Origin of the sequence: Rhodococcus sp. NCIMB 12038 (assembly GCF_002165735.1) — a bacterium.
GTDB lineage: Bacteria > Actinomycetota > Actinomycetes > Mycobacteriales > Mycobacteriaceae > Rhodococcus_F.
Genome location: NZ_NHML01000007.1, coordinates 1 through 17206, shown reverse-complemented (window position 1 = coordinate 17206; position 17206 = coordinate 1). Strand labels below are relative to the sequence as shown.

Genomic DNA, 17206 nt, shown 5'->3' with positions numbered 1-17206 from the left:
CCCGGGTCACGGATTTCCGCGACCCGGGGACCGAAAACTAGTTCGCGAGGTCGTCGACCGTCGCCGCCTCGTTCCGGGACAAGTTGATGCCCAGGTTCGCTGCGGCCCGCTCCAGGTCCTCGTCGTCGCCGTCCGCCATCGCGATGGCCGCGCCGTCCGAGGACAGCACCTCCACGTTGAGGCAGAGCGACTGGAGCTCCTTCAGGAGCACCTTGAACGACTCGGGGATACCCGGCTCGGGGATGTTCTCGCCCTTGACGATGGCCTCGTACACCTTGACTCGACCCACCACGTCGTCCGACTTGATGGTGAGCAGTTCCTGCAGCGTGTATGCCGCGCCGTAGGCCTGCATCGCCCAGCACTCCATCTCACCGAAGCGCTGGCCACCGAACTGGGCCTTACCGCCGAGCGGCTGCTGGGTGATCATCGAGTACGGACCGGTCGAACGAGCGTGGATCTTGTCGTCGACCAGGTGGTGCAGCTTGATGATGTACATGTAGCCGACCGAGACCGGGTACGGGAACGGCTCGCCGGAACGGCCGTCGAACAACGTGGCCTTTCCGTCGGACGCGACCATGACCTCGCCGTCGCGGTTCGGCAGCGTCGAACCGAGGAGACCGGTGAGCTCGTCTTCCTTGGCGCCGTCGAACACGGGGGTGGCGATGTTGGAGTCGGCAGGCGCCGACAGCATCTCCTCCGGCAGCGACTCCGCCCAATCGGGACGGGAGCCGTCGCCGGCGACCTGAACGTTCCAGCCGGTCTTGCCGATCCACCCGAGGTGGGTCTCCAAGATCTGACCGATGTTCATACGACGCGGAACACCGTGGGTGTTCAGGATGATGTCGACCGGGGTGCCGTCGGGCAGGAACGGCATGTCCTCCTGCGGGAGGATCTTGCCGATGACACCCTTGTTGCCGTGGCGGCCGGCGAGCTTGTCGCCGTCCTGGATCTTGCGCTTCTGTGCCACGTACACGCGGACCAGCTCGTTGACACCGGGGGGCAGATCGTCGTCGTCATCACGCGAGAACACGCGGATGCCGATGACCTTGCCGGTCTCACCGTGGGGAACCTTCAGCGACGTGTCGCGAACCTCGCGCGCCTTCTCACCGAAGATGGCGCGCAGCAGGCGCTCCTCGGGGGTCAGCTCGGTCTCGCCCTTCGGCGTGACCTTTCCGACCAGCACGTCGCCGTCACGAACCTCGGCACCGATACGGATGATGCCGCGCTCGTCGAGGTCGGCGAGGACCTCGTCGGAGACGTTCGGAATGTCGCGAGTGATCTCCTCGGCACCGAGCTTGGTGTCGCGGGCATCGATCTCGTGCTCCTCGATGTGGATCGAGGTGAGGACGTCCTCTTCCACGAGGCGCTGCGACAGGATGATCGCGTCCTCGTAGTTGTGGCCTTCCCACGGCATGATCGCGACGAGCAGGTTCTTGCCGAGCGCCATCTCACCGTTCTCGGTGCAGGGGCCGTCGGCGAGGACCTGTCCGGACTCGACACGCTGTCCCTCGTCCACGATCGGACGCTGGTTGGCGCAGGTGCCCTGGTTGGAACGCGCGAACTTGCGCATCCGGTAGGTCTTGCGGCTGCCGTCGTCGGCCATGACCGTGACGTAGTCGGCGGAGACCTCTTCGACGACACCGGTCTTCTCGGTGACGATGACGTCGCCCGCGTCGACGGCGGCACGCAACTCCATGCCGGTACCGACGAGCGGGGCCTCGCTGCGAACGAGCGGCACCGCCTGACGCTGCATGTTCGCGCCCATCAGGGCACGGTTGGCGTCGTCGTGCTCGAGGAACGGGATCATCGCGGTCGCGACGGACACCATCTGCCGCGGCGAGACGTCCATGTAGTCGATCTCGGCGGACGAGACGAACTCGACCTCGCCGCCCTTACGACGGACCAGAATGCGATCGTCGGTGAAGTGACCGTTGGCGTCGACGGCCGAGTTGGCCTGTGCGACGACGTGGCGGTCCTCTTCGTCCGCGGTCAGGTAGTCGACCTGGTCGGTGACCTGGCCGCCCTCGACCTTGCGGTACGGCGTCTCGATGAAACCGAACGGGTTGACCCGTGCGTACACCGACAGCGAACCGATCAGACCGATGTTCGGACCTTCGGGGGTCTCGATCGGGCACATGCGGCCGTAGTGCGACGGGTGAACGTCTCGCACCTCGAGGCCGGCACGCTCACGGGACAGACCACCCGGGCCGAGGGCGGACAGACGACGCTTGTGCGTCAGCCCCGACAGCGGGTTGTTCTGGTCCATGAACTGCGACAGCTGGGACGTTCCGAAGAACTCCTTGATCGCAGCCACGACGGGCCGGATGTTGATCAGCGTCTGCGGCGTGATCGCCTCGACGTCCTGGGTGGTCATGCGCTCACGAACCACGCGCTCCATGCGGGACAGGCCCACGCGGATCTGGTTCTGGATGAGCTCACCGACCGTGCGCAGGCGACGGTTACCGAAGTGGTCGATGTCGTCGACCTCGACGGGCACCGCGACGCCGCCGGGGGCGGTCATCTCGGTGTCGCCGGCGTGCAGGCGCACCAGGTACTCGATGGTCGCGACGATGTCTTCCTCGGTGAGGGTCGACGCGACGATCGGCTGCCCGGTGTTCAGGCCCAGCTTCTTGTTGATCTTGTAGCGGCCCACGCGAGCCAGGTCGTAGCGCTTGTCCTTGAAGAACAGGTTCTCCAGGAGCGTCTGCGCGCTCTCCTTGGTCGGCGGCTCGCCCGGACGCAGCTTGCGGTAGATGTCGAGCAGCGCCTCGTCGGTGCCTGCGGTGTTGTCCTTCTCGAGGGTCGCCATGAGGATCTCCGAGAAGCCGAAGCGCTCGGCGATCTGCTCGGTGGTCCAGCCGAGGGCCTTCAGCAGCACGGTGACGGGCTGGCGGCGCTTGCGGTCGATGCGGACGCCGACCGTGTCGCGCTTGTCCACGTCGAACTCGAGCCATGCACCACGGCCCGGGATGACCTTGACGCTGTGCAGGTCCTTCTCGGTGCCCTTGTCGACGGAGTGGTCGAAGTAGACGCCGGGGGAACGCACCAGCTGCGAGACCACGACACGCTCGGTGCCGTTGATGATGAACGTGCCCTTGTCGGTCATCATCGGGAAGTCGCCCATGAAGACCGTCTGGCTCTTGATCTCACCGGTGTTGTTGTTGATGAACTCCGCGGTGACGAACAAAGGCGCCGCGTAGGTCATGTCCTTGTCTTTGCACTCGTCCGTCGAGGCCTTCACCTCGTCGAAGCGCGGGTCCGAGAAGGACAGAGACATCGAGCCCGAGAAATCCTCGATCGGGGAAAGCTCTGCGAGAATGTCCTCGAGACCGCCGGAGATTGCGCTGTCGCCACGAGCGGCGGCGCGTTCGCGCCAGCTCTGCGCACCGATCAACCACTCGAACGAATCGGTTTGTAGATCAAGAAGCCCGGGAACTTCGAGGGGTTCGCGAATCTTTGCGAACGAAACCCTCTTCGGGGCTCCGGGGATTCCGGAAACTGCCTTGGTCTGGCTAGAGACTGCCAAGATGCGTCCTTCCAGCACCTCACGCGGGCCGCTCTTGCTGTTGCGACCGCCGCTGTATCTGCTTCGAATTTCGCTGGTCACAACCCGAACGAAACTCGTCACAGTTGCTGAAGAGTGAATCACTTCGCAGCGGTACGGACGAGAGGTGGACAGGAGGCAGCCAGCGCAACGTCCAAAAGTACACCCAAACTCAGTAGATGTCGAGTCGGGCACCCGAAACAGCACCCAGCCGGGCGCTCGGCCACGCGTCACTGCGCATGTTCACGCATCAGAGTGACGCGTGATCATCGCGGCGTCAAGAGTCTGAGGGCGTGTCGTGTCGTTTCGCGAGGCCCGCGCCCCCTTCCCGGCGCCCCTTCCCAGCTGCGCACGGGCGGTGAACAATATGCCCACGCGATCGCCGTCGATTTCTCGAGGGAAGCAGAGCCGTGACGCGCTGGAGTTCGTTCGTCGTCGCCCGACCGAAGCTGGTTCTCGCCGCCACGGTGCTGCTGGTGCTGCTCGGCGGGGCGTGGGGTTCGGGGGTGTTCGACCGGCTCAGCCTCGGCGGGTACACCGACCCGGGCAGCGAGTCCGCGCGTGTCGAGCGCCTGATCGAGGGGGCGTTCGGCAGGCAGACCCCCGATCTGGCGGTGACCTACCACGCGCGCCCGGGTTCGACGATCGACGATCTCGGGCCCGAAGTGGCCGCCCACCTCGCGCGCATCGACCCCGGCGTGCTCGCCGTCACTCCCCTGTCGTACTGGTCCGCGCCGCCGCAGGCGAAGGAGTTCCTGCGGTCCACCGACGGCACCGAGGGACTTGTGGTGATGTCGCTGAGCGGCGACGAGAACAGTCGAATCTCCGCGTACCACGACCTCCGGCCGCTGCTCGTCATCGACGGCACGGACGCGGAGTTCAGCGGTTTCAGCGCGGCCGCCAACGCCTTCAACGAGGTGTCCGAGAGCGACCTGCTGCGGGCCGAGGCGGTGTCGTTCCCGATCCTGCTGCTCCTGCTCCTCGTCATCTTCGGCGGCCTCGTCGGCGCGGCCGTACCGCTGTGCGTCGGCGGTCTCGCGATCCTCGGCGCTCTCGGTGCCCTGCGGGTGATCTCGTACTTCACCGAGGTCAGCGCATTCTCGGTGAACATCGCGAGTCTCGTCGGACTGGGCATGTCGATCGACTACGGACTGTTCGTGGTGACCCGGTTCCGTGAGGAGCTGCGGTCCGGCGCCGCCACCGACGACGCCGTCCGCCGGACGCTCGCCACCGCCGGCCGGACCGTGGGGTTCTCCGCGCTCCTCCTGGTGTGCGGTTTCGTGGGCATGCTCGTGTTTCCCCAGGCCATCGTCCGGTCCTTCGCCTACGGCGGGATGGCGGCCATCGCGATCGCAGCGGTGCTGACGCTGTCGGCACTGCCCGCCGCCCTCGCCCTGCTCGGGCCGCGCATCAACTCGCTGACCTGGAGACGGGGAGTGGTCGAACGCGGCGAGGACCGGGCACACCGGTTCTGGGGCGGTGTCGCCGAACGGGTGATGCGGCGGCCCGTCCCGATCGCGACCGGGATCGTCGCGGGACTGCTCGTGCTCGCCGCACCCCTGGCCGGCGCGTCGCTGGGCGATCTCGATCACACGGGCCTGCCGGTGGGGCACCCACTCCGGGTCGCCGTCGACGATCTCGCCGCCGATTTTCCGCTCGCCAACAACGGGGCGACGCTGGTGCTGCAGGGCAGCGACGGCAAGGCGCCGCCGCCGGCGGCCACGGCAGAGTTCTTCGCCGCGACGGCTGCGGTCGACGGCGTCCAGCGGGTGGTCCCGGTCGGCGCCACCGACACGTTCGTCGCCATCCGGGCGGTCTTCGACGACGCGGACCGGACGGCGGGGGCGATGGCGACGGCCGCCACCCTGCGCAACCTCCCCACCCCGGAAGGTACCGAGAAGATGCTGGGCGGGTTGAACGCCCTGACCGCCGACGGACTGGACGCGATGGGCGCCCGGTTGCCGTGGATGATCGGGATCATGGTGGCCGTCACCTTCGTGCTGATGCTGCTCGCGTTCCGGTCCGTGGTGCTCCCCCTGAAGGCGATCGCCATGGCCACCCTCAGCCTCGCCGCCTCGTTCGGTGTGCTCACGTGGATCTTCGAGGACGGTCACGGCGCGGATTTTCTCGGCGTGACGCCGGGGCCCCTGCCGGCGACGATGGTGGTCCTCATCATCGCGGTGGTGTTCGGGCTCTCCACCGACTACGAGATCTTCCTCATGTCCCGGATGGTCGAGGCCCACGACGCGGGCGCGTCGACCGAGGACGCCGTGCGGATCGGCACGGCGCACACGGGGCGCATCGTGACGGCCGCCGCCGCGCTGCTGATCGTCGTCACCGGAGCGTTCACGCTCTCGGAACTGACGATGATGCGGTTCATCGGTCTCGGCATGATCGTCGCGCTGATCATCGACGCCACCGTCATCCGCATGATGCTGGTGCCCGCACTGGTGAAGTTGATGGGCGAGGCCAACTGGTGGGCGCCGGGATTCCTCGCACGGAAGCCGGCCGGCCCCGGACCGTCGGACAGTTCGAAACCGTCACCACAGCAAGAGATTCCCATTCAAACGTGAAAACGATCCCTTTTCAGGGATCGATTCACTCTGCCGGAGAACTCAATTCAGGCGTGCCGCCGACCGGCCGCTCGAATCTCGTTCCGCTTCACTCTTTTCCGGGAGCCGATCAGCCTTCGCTGTCGGAGATGTCGGACAGCACCCATTTGCCGTCGATCTTCTCCATCTTGATCGACAGCGGCGTGGCGGCGCTGCCCTGAGCGACGGCGTCACCCGTCGCACTGACGTTCATGTGCGCGAGGAGTTCTGCGCGGTCGCCGTCGAGCACCGTGACCCCGATGTCGGTGACGGACGCCTGGGTGGCCGTCTTGGTCTGGATGGCAGCCTGCTTGGTGGTGTCGGCGGTCGAGTCGAACTCTTGCCGCTTGGCGTCATTGAGGTAGCCGCGCGCCTTGTCGAAGTCCTGATCGATCGTCTCGTAGCTGTAGGTGTACAGCGTCTCGATCGCCTCGGTGCCCGCCTTTGTCACCTCGGCGGTTGCTCCCGCGTCGACCCACGCGGTGTTCGTGATGTCCGCTCCGGGCTTGAATGCCGCGACCACCGCGAACACACCGAGCACCACCGCGACGGCTCCGAGGATCCCGACGAGCTTCCAGGTGATGCGACCGGTCCCGCTGCCGGCGGCGGGCGCAGCCTCGGCGACAGCGGGCGCCTGTTGCTTGCTGATGCGCGGTTGAAGGTTCGGGACCTTCGCCTTCCCTGCCGACGCAGCCTTCCCTGCCGACGCAGCCTTCCCCGCCGACGCAGCCTTCCCCGCCGACGCAGCCTTCCCCGTCGACACGCTCTTGGCCATGGACACGGTCGTGTCCGTGTCGGCAGCCTTGGTCGTCTCGGGAGCCTTCGCGGCGTCTGTGGAGACCGCGGCGGCCGCGGTCGCCACCGCGGTCGTCTCGGCCTTCTCGACCGGTTCCACCTTCTTCGCGAGATCCGGCGTTTTCGCCGTGTCCGGCTTCTTCACCGGTTCCGCCTTCTTCACCGTGTCCGGCTTGTCGACCGGGGTGTCCGATCGGGGAGGCTTCGGCGTTGCCTGACGGGTCCCCGCCACGCGCGGACGCCTGCCCTTTGCAGCGCTGTCCGGCACGTTGTTTCGGCGCTTGGGGGGCATAGTTCACCACTTTCTCATTGCACGACGAACTGTCGTCGACGTGGACACCGCAGCAGCACGCCGCCGCGGCACATCAGGACTACTGTCCGCCGCTGTCGCCCTCGGGGGCGGGCGCCTGCTCGGCCGGCGCCGGTTCGGCGGGGGCCGGGGCGGGGGCCGCGCCGTCGGCGGGCACCGGACCGCTCTCGAGCGGAATACGTCCGCCCACCGGTTCGACCGACGAGGCCTTCCAGACCCCGTCCACATCCTGGACATCCATCCGCATCGTCACCTTGGCCTTGTCGAAGCGGTCCGGCCACGTGGTGGTGACGGCCACGACGACCAGCGCCTTCGCGGTGCCGTCGTCCGTGTTCAGTTCCGTGAGCGTGCCCTGGATCAGTTCGGCCTTGCTCGCCGCACCCGATTGGCGCATCTGGTCGGTGAACCCGTCCATCGTCGCCTGGAGGTCCTGGTTCATCTTGTCGCCCGTGATCGACGACTTCATGTTCTCGAAGGATCCGTCGAGGTCCGCGGAATCGACCGAGTTGAGGTTGATCGCGGCCTGCTGGGCGCCCGTCAACGCGGAATCGCGTGCGTCGGCGATCGGCTTGTCCACGAAGAGCGCTCGCGCCCACCCGAAGCCGAACCATCCGGCTGCGACAACCGCGATCACCACCAGTGCGGTCACCGCAGCAAACGAGGCCTTCAGAGTTCTGTCCTTCCCCGGAGCCGATTGTCCCGACTCCGGGGGCGTGGTAATTCGCGTCACACCAATACCCTACTGATTGTTTTCTTCAACTCGCCCTCGGCCGGAACCGAATGCTACTTGGGAGTAACCCCGAGGAGCGGCGCGAGCTGCGTTGCGATGGGATTCAAGTTGAGAGTGTCAGGCATGACCTTCGGCTTGAAATCCCACGGCTGGATCGTGTCCGGATCGGCGAACACGATGCGGTCTGCACTTCGCACACCCGTCACGCTTCCCTGGAGAGCGTCGCAATTGGCCTTCGTGTTGAACGGGAAGTCCTGCTGGGTGTCGTCGAAGTTCGGGTCCTGCCGCTTCATCTCGGCCAGGATCTCCTGCGTCCCTTCGTAACCGAGTGTGCACGACGGCGGATTGTTGGTTTCCAGGACGATGCCCTGATGCACCGTGCCGTCGCCGGGGGCCACGGTCGACGCGGACGCCGCGATGGCGGGCAGGAACATCAGGATCGGCCGCAGCGCGATCGCCTGCGGAGCCAGCTTGTCACCGACCGCGGCGAGATTCGTCAGGTCGGTGGTGAGACTCGGGCCGATCTGGTTCACCAGCAGACCGACCTCGTCGCTCGCCGGAATTCCCTTGTCGATGATCGCCCGGAGATCGGGGTCGCTGGTCCGCAGCTGTGCCGCGACCGCGTCGAGGTCCGAACTGAACTGGACGATCGCGGACGACTGATCGGACTGCGTCGCGAGCACCGTCTGACTGTCCCGGACGAGCGCCAGCGTCTGGGGCAGAACGTCGAGTCCGTCCTTTGTCAGCGTCGACAGCGAATCCGCGAGTGTCTGCAGATCCTCACCCTTGCCGTTGAACGCGGTTCCCAGCTGGGTCACGACGGTGCGCAGCGAATCGACCGGAACCGACCGGACCAGACCGTCGGTGGCCATCAGCACCTGCTCCACCGGAACGGGTGTCGACGTGTCGGCCTCGACGATCACCGAGCCGTTTTCGAGGTACGGTCCCTGGTCGCTGTCTGGCTGAAGGTCCACGTACTGCTCACCGATCGCGGACCGGTTGGCGACGACGGCCTTGGCCGACGCCGGGATGTCCGGCCCGCCCGAGGAGATCTTCAACTGGACGTTGATGCCGTCCGCGGTCAGCGAGAGGTCGCCGACGCGGCCGACGGGAACTCCGCGGTACGTGACCTCGGCGTTGGTGAAGATGCCGCCGGAGTCCTTGAACTGCGCGTTTACGTCGAACTCACCGAACCCGAGCAGATTGTCGAGGCGGACGTACTTGGCGCCGACGTAGACCAGCCCGAGCATCGCCACGATGGCGAACGCGACGAGCTGGATCCTGACCAGTCGTGACCTCACTGTCCACCCCCGATTCCGAACTGCTCCAGCAGTCCCCCGAGCGGGTTCTGCGGCGGCGGTGCCGCGCCGTTCCCTGCGCCACCGTTGCCGGCGGGCGCGGTGCCGGGGAGCCCCGGGATCCGCAGGCCGGTCGGGGCGGGGACGATCGGCGGAATCGGCAGCAGGGACACCGTCGGCCACCCCGGCTTCGGACCGTTGCCGTTGTAGTACGGGTTCGACGGATCGACGATCGGCTTGGGCTCACCGAACTTCGGCGGCACGTACACGGGGTCGCCTTGTCCGACGCCGAGTGCGCTCAGCGCATCGCCGATCTGCAGGTCGACCGAGAGGAACAGGTTGACCGATCCGCCGAGCGCGATCTTCTCGACGCCGTCCGGGAACGGGACGGTGGGAATGAACGCGAGCGAATTGGGCAGGTTGTCGCCCGAATCGGCGAGTGCCTTCAGGGTCGGCCGCAGCGCGAGGAGATCCGCGATCAGGTTGTCCTTCGACCGGTTGATCACGTCGGTGCCGACGGTGCCGAGCCGGTCCAGTTGGGTGAGCATCTGGGTGAGCTGCGGGCGCTGCTCGTTGAGCACTTCCGCCGCGATCGGCAACTCGTCGAGGATCAGTCCGATCTTCTCGTTCTGTTCGTCCACGCGCGTCGTCAGCGCGTCGAGACCGTCCAGGGCGCGGGTGATGTCGTCGCGCTGCTGGTTGAGACCGTCGATGAGCGTATTCGTCTGCTCCAGAAGACTCCGGACCCGATCCTCACGCCCATCGAGGGCGGTTGTCAGTTCGTGCACGATCGGCTGCAACTGGCCGACGCCGCCGCCGTTGAGCAGCAGCGACAGCGCGCCGAGAACCTGCTCGATCTCCGTGGCGTGACGGGTGCGATCCAGGGGGATCGTGTCGCCGTCCTCGAGCCGCGCGGGATCCTTGTCCTCCGGCGGCTGGGACAGCTGGACGAACTTCTCACCGAGCAGGTTCGTCTGCTCGATGGCGGCGACCGCGTTGGCAGCGAGATCGACCGACGAGTCGAGAACGACCTCCACGTCCGCCGTCCAGCCGTCCGGTGCCACCTTGATCGTTTCGACCCGGCCCACCGGGACACCGTCGACCTTGACCGCGGACTGCGGGACGAGGTCGAGGACGTCGTCGAACTGGATCGTCAGATGCATGGGGTGGTCGCCGACATCGGGACCGCCAGGCAGCGGAACCCCGTAGATCCCCTCCGACGAGCAGGACGTCACTGCGATGGCGACGGCGCACGCACCGGCGCCGAGGATTACCGACCGCTTCATTCGCCCCCACCTCCCGTTGCGCCTTCGAATCGCGGCGACACGACACCGGGCACCGTGCCGGGTGTGACCGTCCGCTGAATGTTGTCTGCACTCATGATTCCGAACGGAAGCACGAGCGACGGAGACTTCGCCGATTGCGTGATCTGCGACGTGATATTGGAGCAGTTGTCGATCAGCGGCTGCATCTGACGTCCGAGCTGCTCGAATCGCGGATCGCCGGGAACCAGCTTGCCGAGGTCGATCAACTTGCAGGCGACGCCGGCCGGGTCCTGCAGGTCCGGGAACGCCAGGCGCGAGGCCAGGTTTCCGGATTCCGCGTCGTAGGAATTGGCCAGGTTGCTGATCGCCAGGGGCAGAAGGGTCAGCGAGTTGACCAGGGACTCCCGGTTGTCCGCAAGGGTCTGCGTCACCGGAACCAGATTGTCCACGTTCTCGGCGAGGATCTCGCGGTTGTCGGCCACGAACTTCGAGACGTCGCCGAGGGCGATCGCCAGCTGGTTCAGGGCGGCACCGAGGTTCTCCCGCTCCCCCGCCAGGAATCCGGACAGGTCGGAGAGTTGCGAGTTGAAGTCGCGGACCTGCTGATCGTTGGCCGCCAGCGCGCCCACGAAGACCTGGAGGTTCTTGACGGTGTCGAAGAGGTCGCCGCGACTCTCGTTGAGAGTGCGGGCAGCGTCGGACAGCTGGGTGATGCTCTGCCCCAGCGCTTCACCGTTGCCGTCGAGGTTGGCGGCGCCGGTCTCGACGAACTGCGACAGCGCGCCGTCCTTGTTCGCCCCGTTCGGGCCGAGCGCGGTGGAGAGTTCCTCGATGCTCGCGTACAACTGGTCGACCTCGACGGGGGTCGCGGTGCGGTCCCGGGAGATCACCGCGCCGCTCGCCATCCTCTCGCCGCCCGTATAGGCGGGCGCGAGCTGGATGTAGCGGTCGGACACCACGGACGGCGTGACCTGCGCGGCTTTCGCGTCGGCGGGAATGTCGACGCCGCGATCGACGCGCATGTCGACCTTCACCTGATCGCCCAGCGGCTCGACGCCGTCGACCGATCCGACCTTCACACCGAGGACCCGCACATCCGAGCCTTCGTAGATACCCACCGACTTGTCGAAGTACGCGGTGATCTTGGTGGTGCCCGCGCGGGTGAACACCCACCACAGGGCGCCGGCGATCACCAGCGCGACGATGACGATTCCCGCGATGAGGGCGACCCCGCCGCGTCCTCCGCGGTCGGCTCCGTTGTCGACGTCCGCCATCAGTTACCCCCCAAGGTGCGGACGGGTTCGCGCGGACCTGGAATGTCGGGCAGCCCCGGCGGCAAGAGGTTCACCACGACCTGGTCGAACCAGCGACCGTTGCCGACCACGTTCGTGTACAGGCGGACGAACGGCTCGTACAGTTTCATCGCCTTGTCCAGGTTCTCGTTGTTGGCCTCGAGGATCTCGACGACACCGTTGAGCTGTTCGAGCGCGGGACCGATGGCGGCCTCGTTGTCGCGCACGAGTCCGGTCAGTTGCTGCGACAGCCGCTGAGTTCCGGTGAGCAGCTGGGAAATCGACTGCTGACGGCTGTTGAGCTCACCGAGCAGCAGCCCGGCATCGCTGATCAACCGGTTGAATTCGGCGTTGCGGTCGGCGAGGACCTTGGTGGTCTTGCCGGTCGCGTCGAACAGTTTCTGCAGTTCCTGATCGCGGCTGGCGATGGTCTGCGACAGCCTGCTGACACCGTCCAGGGACGCGCGGATCTCCGTGGGTGTCCCCTCGAACGCCTGCGAGAGCGTCACCATGCTCTGTGCGAGCTGATCGGAGTCGATGTCACCCACCGTCTGCGCGGCGGCCGAGAACGCCTCGATCACGTCGTACGGAGACGTGGTGCGGTCCAACGGGATCGTGTCACTCGGGTTCAACGTGTCCGAGCCGCGGGGGTCGAGGGCCAGGTACTTCTGGCCCAGGATCGTCTTGATCTGGATGGACGCGGACGTCTCGTTGCCGACCCACGCATCCGACACCTTGAAGGCGACGTCCACGTGGTCGCCGTCGAGTTCGACGGACGTGACCTTGCCGACTTTCACGCCCGCGATCCGCACCTCGTTGGAGGGCTTGAGACCGGCCGCCTCCGTGAACTGGGCGTGGTAGGTCGACCCGGCGCCGATGAACGGCAGCGAATCGAGGAAGAAGGCCGACAGGGTGGCCAGCAGCACCACGAGGATGCCGAGGGCACCGGCCACTGCCGGGCTGCGACGTCTGCTCATCGTGTCTGCAACTCCTGTAGGCCGTCCTGCGTGCACCGTTTCGCCGAGTTCGTATAGATCGGCTGGTTGACGGTGGGCAAGCCCGTGGGCAGGTTCAGTTGGGGCGCGGTACCTGGTCCTGCGACGATGTCGACTCCACAGAGGTAGAACTGGAACCAGGATCCGTAACTGGCTGCCCGGCCGAGCTTCTCGAGCTTCACCGGGAGCGTCTGGAGAACGCTGTTGACCGTGTCGGAGTTTCGGTTCAGCGTCGTCGCCAGCGTGTTCAGCGACGTGATGGATTCCTGGATGGACGGTCGGGTGGGTTCGAGCAGATCGGCTGTCGCGTCGGTGAGTCCCGCGAGGGACGTCACCGCCGAACCGACGGTTCCTCGCTCGTTCGCCAAGCCCGTGACGAGTTGCTGGGTGTTGACGATCAGCGAATCGAGTTGATCGTCACGCTGATTCACCGTGGCCAGCACGGAGTTGAGGTTGTTGATCACCGCACCGATCACGCGATCCTTGTCGGCGACGGTGTTGGTGAGGCTTGCCGTGTTCTTGACGAGTTCCGTGATGGTTCCCGACTCACCCTGGAACACCTGGATGATCTGGTACGACAGCTTGTTGACGTCCTCGGCGCTGAGGGTCTGGAACAGCGGGCGGAAGCCGTCGAACAGGGTGGTGAGGTTGACGGCAGGCTTGGTCCGTTCCATCGGAATGGTGTCGCCGCCGTTCATCTTCATGCCCTGCTGGCCCTCGCCCTGTTCGAGCGCGATGTAGCGCTGCCCCACGAGGTTCCGGAAGCGGATGGTCGCGGTGGTGCTGGCGGGCAGCCAGTCCCGTTCCGCCACGGTGAACTGGACTTCCGCCTCACGGTCGTCGTGGATCGCGATCTTTTCGACCTGCCCCACGCGCACACCGGCGATGCGGACCTCGTCGCCCTCGTTGAGCGAGGTGACGTCCGAGAAGATCGCGTTGTACTTGGTGCCACCGCCGCCACCGAGGTTGGCGATGGTGGCGGCCAGCAGACCGGTCGCCAGGATGGTGACCACGGCGAACACGATCAGCTTGACCAATGGTGCGGTCAGGCCCCTCACTTGAAGCTCACCTCAGTCCCCCTCATGGTCGGCGCGCCGACGAGTGTCGTCCAACTCGGCACGTCCTCCGGTGCCATTCCCCCGGCCTCGCCGTAGACGACGTCCAACGTGTCCTGTTCCATCTTCGAACCCGCGTAACTTGCGGGCGTGACCTGGGCTCCGTACCCGGGGACCTGGTCGGGGACGCCGGCGGGCGCCGGGAAGAAGTCGATGGTCGACGGTCCGGGATTCCTCGAAGGCACCTGGTAGGCACCGTCGTTGTAGGACGAGCCGCCCGGGTACTGCGGGAACTTCCCACCGGGTGCGGTGACGTTGTCGTAGCAAGCCGGTCCGCGGTTGTCGAGCAGGCGCGGCTCGTCCTGGTTGGGCACGTAGCGGCCCTTCGGGTTGACGAACTGCACGCTGGCACGCACGCCCGGGTACGGATCGTCCGGCGCCAGTAGTTCACGGGCAACGGGAGCGGACTTCGCGAAGCCCGCGAACGTGCACTCGAAGCTCGGCGAGTAGCGGCCGAGAATCTGCAGCGCCTCACGTGAATCGGCGGCGATGCTGACGATCGACTCGGCGTTGGTCTGCAGGAGATCCGCGGTGCTCGACGCGGTTGCGGTCAGCGACACGAGCAGCGTGGAGATCTCATTCTGCTTCTCCACCACGGTGTTTCCGGTGGTCCGCAGGTTGTCGAGGGCGTTGACCAGATCGGGCGCCGCCTCGGAGTACGTCTGCGAGAAGTCCGCCAGGCCGCGCAGATCCTCCTGGATGGCGGGAAGTTCGGTGTTCAGCCCACCGAAGATCTCCTCGAGACGGTCGAGCGTCAGCCCGAGTTCGGCGCCGCGGCCGCTCAGACCCTGGGACAGCGCGCCGAGCGTGTTCGCCAGGTCCTGCGGCGGAATGGCCTGCAGGAGCGGCAGCAGACCGTCCAGCACCTCGCCGACCTCGACGGCGTTGCCGCTCTTGTCCTGGCGCAGCGTGTCACCGGCCTGGATCGGCGGAGCCGTGTCGCCCTCCGGGACGATCAGCGACACATAGCGTTCACCGAACAGCGTCTTGGGCAGCAGCCGTGCCGTCGCGTTGGACGGGATCAGCGGTGCCTTGTCGGGCTGGATCGCGAGAGCGAGCGTGACCTCACCTTCCTGGGAGGATGCCGAGCGCACCTCGCCGACGATGAGGCCACGGACCTTCACGTCAGCATTGGGCGGCAGGGCGTTTCCTGCGGTATCGGTGAGGAGATCGATCTTGACGACCTTGGTGAAGGTCTTGTTGAACATGCCGATGGTAAAGGCCAGGAACAGCGCGAGGACGAGGAAGAACACCAACCCCAGCACCCGTCGTCCCACAACAGATGTCGTGTTGCTCATCCGGCCACCCTCACTGTGGTCGTCGTGCCCCAGATGGCGAGGCTCAGGAAGAAGTCGAGAACGGCGATGGTAACGATCGCGGTGCGGACCGCCCGGCCCACGGCCACACCCACACCGGCGGGACCACCCGACGCGTGATAGCCGTAGTAGCAATGGATCAGGATCAGCACGAACGCGAAGATCAGCACTTTCGCGAACGAGTAGAGGACGTCCTGCGGTGGCAGGAACAGGTTGAAGTAGTGGTCGTAAGACCCGGTCGACTGGCCGTTGAACACGGTGCTGATGATGCGGGAGGCGAGATAGGCCGCGAGCAGACCGACGATGTACAGCGGGATGACGGCGACGAATCCCGCGATCATGCGGGTGGTGACGAGGAACGGCACACTCGGCACCGCCATGACCTCGAGCGCGTCGATCTCCTCCGAGATCCGCATGGCGCCGAGCTGCGCGGTGAAACCACAGCCGACGGTGGCCGAGAGTGCGAGTGCCGCAACGATCGGCGCGATCTCACGGGTGTTGACGTAGGCGGACAGGAAGCCGGTGAGGACCGAGCTGCCCAGCTGCTCGAGTGCGGCGAAACCCTGCAGTCCGACGACGACGCCGGTGAAGCCGGACATCATCGCGATGACGCCGATGGTGCCACCGATGACGGCGAGCGCGCCGCTGCCGAAGGTGACCTCGGCCAGCAGCCGGAGCACCTCCTTGCGGTAGTGCACGAGAGTGTGGGGTGACCAGGCGATTGCCCTGGCGTAGAACGACATCTGCTCGCCGGCCCGGTCGAGCACGTTGAGCGGCGCACGACCGACCCGGCGTGCTGCCATCAGCGTCCGGTCACCGCGTCCCTTGGCGATTGTCATCGGATCACGATCCCTTCGCCGGAACGATCTGGAGGTACACCATGGTCAGGATCAGGTTCGCGAAGAACAACAGCAGGAACGTGATCACCACCGACTGGTTCACCGCGTCACCGACGCCCTTGGGTCCGCCCTTCGGATGGAGCCCCTTGTATGCGGCGATGACACCGGCGATGACACCGAAGACGGCCGCCTTGAGCTCGCCGACCCAGATGTCGGGAAGCTGCGCGAAGGCCGAGAACGATGCCAGGTACGCACCGGGATTACCCCCTTGGAGAATGACGTTGAAGAAGTAGCCACCCGCGATGCCGACGACGGACACCAGGCCGTTGAGCAGGATCGCGACGAGCACCATGGCGAGCACCCGGGGCACGACGAGTCGCTGAATCGGGTTGATGCCCAGCACTTCCATGGCGTCGATCTCTTCGCGGATCGTCCGCGCACCGAGATCCGCCGTAACAGCCGAGCCCGCAGCTCCGGCCACCAATAGTGCCGTCACCAGCGGGGAACCCTGCTGGATGACGGCGAGCACGCTGGCCGCTCCCGTGAACGACTCTGCACCGAGCTGTTTGATGAGCGATCCGGTCTGCAGTGACACCACTGCGCCGAACGGAATCGCGACCATGGCCGTGGGCAGGATCGTGACGCTGGCGATGAACCAGGCCTGTTCGATGAACTCGCGGAATTGGAACGGCCGTTTGAACGTGTTTCGAGCGACGTCGACGAAGAGCTCGACGATGTTTCCGGCCTGCGTCAGCGCACCGTTCACCGGCCGCAAGACCGAGCTGCGGGTAACCCCCATCCGATATGCCTACCCTTGCCCGTGAGTGGTGTTTTCGTATCCTTCGCCCCGGTATGCGGGGATGACCTGTGTGTCTTCCTGGCTGTATGCGTAGTCGTAACCGCCGCCGCCGTTTCCGCCGGAGGTCTCGTCGAGGCTTTCCTGGATCGCGATCTGGGCGTTCTCCGGCAACGTGTGCATGATGTGCCGGACCCGTTCCTGACGGCGGGCCACGGCCTGCCGGAACGGCATCCCCGGCGTCGCCTTCATCTGCGGAACGATGCCTTCGACGTCGTCGANACCACCGGCATGGTGCCCGGCGTCGANCATCGCCTGCT

The 17206-nt window shown here is 66.1% G+C and carries 12 protein-coding genes and 1 pseudogene; 1 reads left to right on the top strand and 12 read right to left on the bottom strand.

Going from position 1 to position 17206, the window contains the following annotated elements; genetic code table 11:
- Positions 1-37: 37 nt before the first annotated feature.
- Positions 38-3544: a DNA-directed RNA polymerase subunit beta gene (locus tag CA951_RS11970; RefSeq protein ID WP_087557291.1), complete on the bottom strand. Its 3507-nt coding sequence runs from the start codon at positions 3542-3544 to the stop codon at positions 38-40.
- A 410-nt stretch (positions 3545-3954) separates the two neighbouring features.
- Here CA951_RS11970 and CA951_RS11965 point away from each other — a divergent pair, with 410 nt between their 5' ends.
- On the top strand, positions 3955-6117 hold the full coding sequence (locus CA951_RS11965; RefSeq protein WP_087557053.1) for an MMPL family transporter: 2163 nt from the start codon (positions 3955-3957) through the stop codon (positions 6115-6117).
- 109 nt (positions 6118-6226) lie between these two features.
- Here the strand turns inward: CA951_RS11965 and CA951_RS11960 are convergent, their stop codons facing one another.
- From CA951_RS11960 to CA951_RS11910, 11 genes and pseudogenes are all read right to left on the bottom strand, one after another.
- Positions 6227-7222 (bottom strand): hypothetical protein, encoded by a 996-nt coding sequence (locus CA951_RS11960; protein ID WP_087557052.1) that lies wholly within the window; start codon positions 7220-7222, stop codon positions 6227-6229.
- A 79-nt stretch (positions 7223-7301) separates the two neighbouring features.
- Entirely contained in the window at positions 7302-7889 is a 588-nt protein-coding gene (locus CA951_RS11955) for a hypothetical protein (RefSeq protein WP_087557051.1), read from the bottom strand.
- A 134-nt stretch (positions 7890-8023) separates the two neighbouring features.
- Positions 8024-9271 (bottom strand): MCE family protein, encoded by a 1248-nt coding sequence (locus tag CA951_RS11950; protein WP_087557050.1) that lies wholly within the window; start codon positions 9269-9271, stop codon positions 8024-8026.
- The gene (locus tag CA951_RS11945) at positions 9268-10554 is read right to left on the bottom strand and encodes an MCE family protein (RefSeq protein WP_087557049.1); all 1287 of its coding nucleotides are present in this window, start codon (positions 10552-10554) and stop codon (positions 9268-9270) included. Before CA951_RS11945 ends, CA951_RS11950 begins: the two co-directional genes overlap by 4 nt.
- Positions 10551-11807: an MCE family protein gene (locus CA951_RS11940; RefSeq protein ID WP_087557048.1), complete on the bottom strand. Its 1257-nt coding sequence runs from the start codon at positions 11805-11807 to the stop codon at positions 10551-10553. The genes CA951_RS11945 and CA951_RS11940 overlap by 4 nt, the downstream gene beginning before the upstream one ends.
- The gene (locus CA951_RS11935; RefSeq protein ID WP_087557047.1) at positions 11807-12802 is read right to left on the bottom strand and encodes an MCE family protein; all 996 of its coding nucleotides are present in this window, start codon (positions 12800-12802) and stop codon (positions 11807-11809) included. Before CA951_RS11935 ends, CA951_RS11940 begins: the two co-directional genes overlap by 1 nt.
- Positions 12799-13878, bottom strand: a complete 1080-nt coding sequence (locus CA951_RS11930; protein WP_087557046.1) for an MCE family protein — start codon at positions 13876-13878, stop codon at positions 12799-12801. The genes CA951_RS11935 and CA951_RS11930 overlap by 4 nt, the downstream gene beginning before the upstream one ends.
- Complete coding sequence (locus CA951_RS11925) at positions 13875-15233, bottom strand: MCE family protein (protein ID WP_087557045.1); 1359 nt, start codon at positions 15231-15233, stop codon at positions 13875-13877. Before CA951_RS11925 ends, CA951_RS11930 begins: the two co-directional genes overlap by 4 nt.
- On the bottom strand, positions 15230-16090 hold the full coding sequence (locus tag CA951_RS11920) for an ABC transporter permease (protein ID WP_025433123.1): 861 nt from the start codon (positions 16088-16090) through the stop codon (positions 15230-15232). Before CA951_RS11920 ends, CA951_RS11925 begins: the two co-directional genes overlap by 4 nt.
- Before the next feature lie 4 nt (positions 16091-16094).
- The gene (locus tag CA951_RS11915) at positions 16095-16889 is read right to left on the bottom strand and encodes an ABC transporter permease (protein WP_005252107.1); all 795 of its coding nucleotides are present in this window, start codon (positions 16887-16889) and stop codon (positions 16095-16097) included.
- A gap of 9 nt (positions 16890-16898) precedes the next feature.
- Positions 16899-17206, bottom strand: a pseudogene (locus CA951_RS11910) (ABC transporter ATP-binding protein); the annotation flags it as partial.

Excerpts from the sequence above, each read along its gene's own strand:
- CA951_RS11920 (WP_025433123.1), bottom strand. The coding sequence starts at position 16,090 with ATGACAATCGCCAAGGGACGCGGTGACCGGACGCTGATGGCAGCACGC.
- CA951_RS11915 (WP_005252107.1), bottom strand. The coding sequence starts at position 16,889 with ATGGGGGTTACCCGCAGCTCGGTCTTGCGGCCGGTGAACGGTGCGCTG.
- CA951_RS11945 (WP_087557049.1), bottom strand. The coding sequence starts at position 10,554 with ATGAAGCGGTCGGTAATCCTCGGCGCCGGTGCGTGCGCCGTCGCCATC.
- CA951_RS11935 (WP_087557047.1), bottom strand. The coding sequence starts at position 12,802 with ATGAGCAGACGTCGCAGCCCGGCAGTGGCCGGTGCCCTCGGCATCCTC.
- CA951_RS11940 (WP_087557048.1), bottom strand. The coding sequence starts at position 11,807 with ATGGCGGACGTCGACAACGGAGCCGACCGCGGAGGACGCGGCGGGGTC.
- CA951_RS11960 (WP_087557052.1), bottom strand. The coding sequence starts at position 7,222 with ATGCCCCCCAAGCGCCGAAACAACGTGCCGGACAGCGCTGCAAAGGGC.
- CA951_RS11925 (WP_087557045.1), bottom strand. The coding sequence starts at position 15,233 with ATGAGCAACACGACATCTGTTGTGGGACGACGGGTGCTGGGGTTGGTG.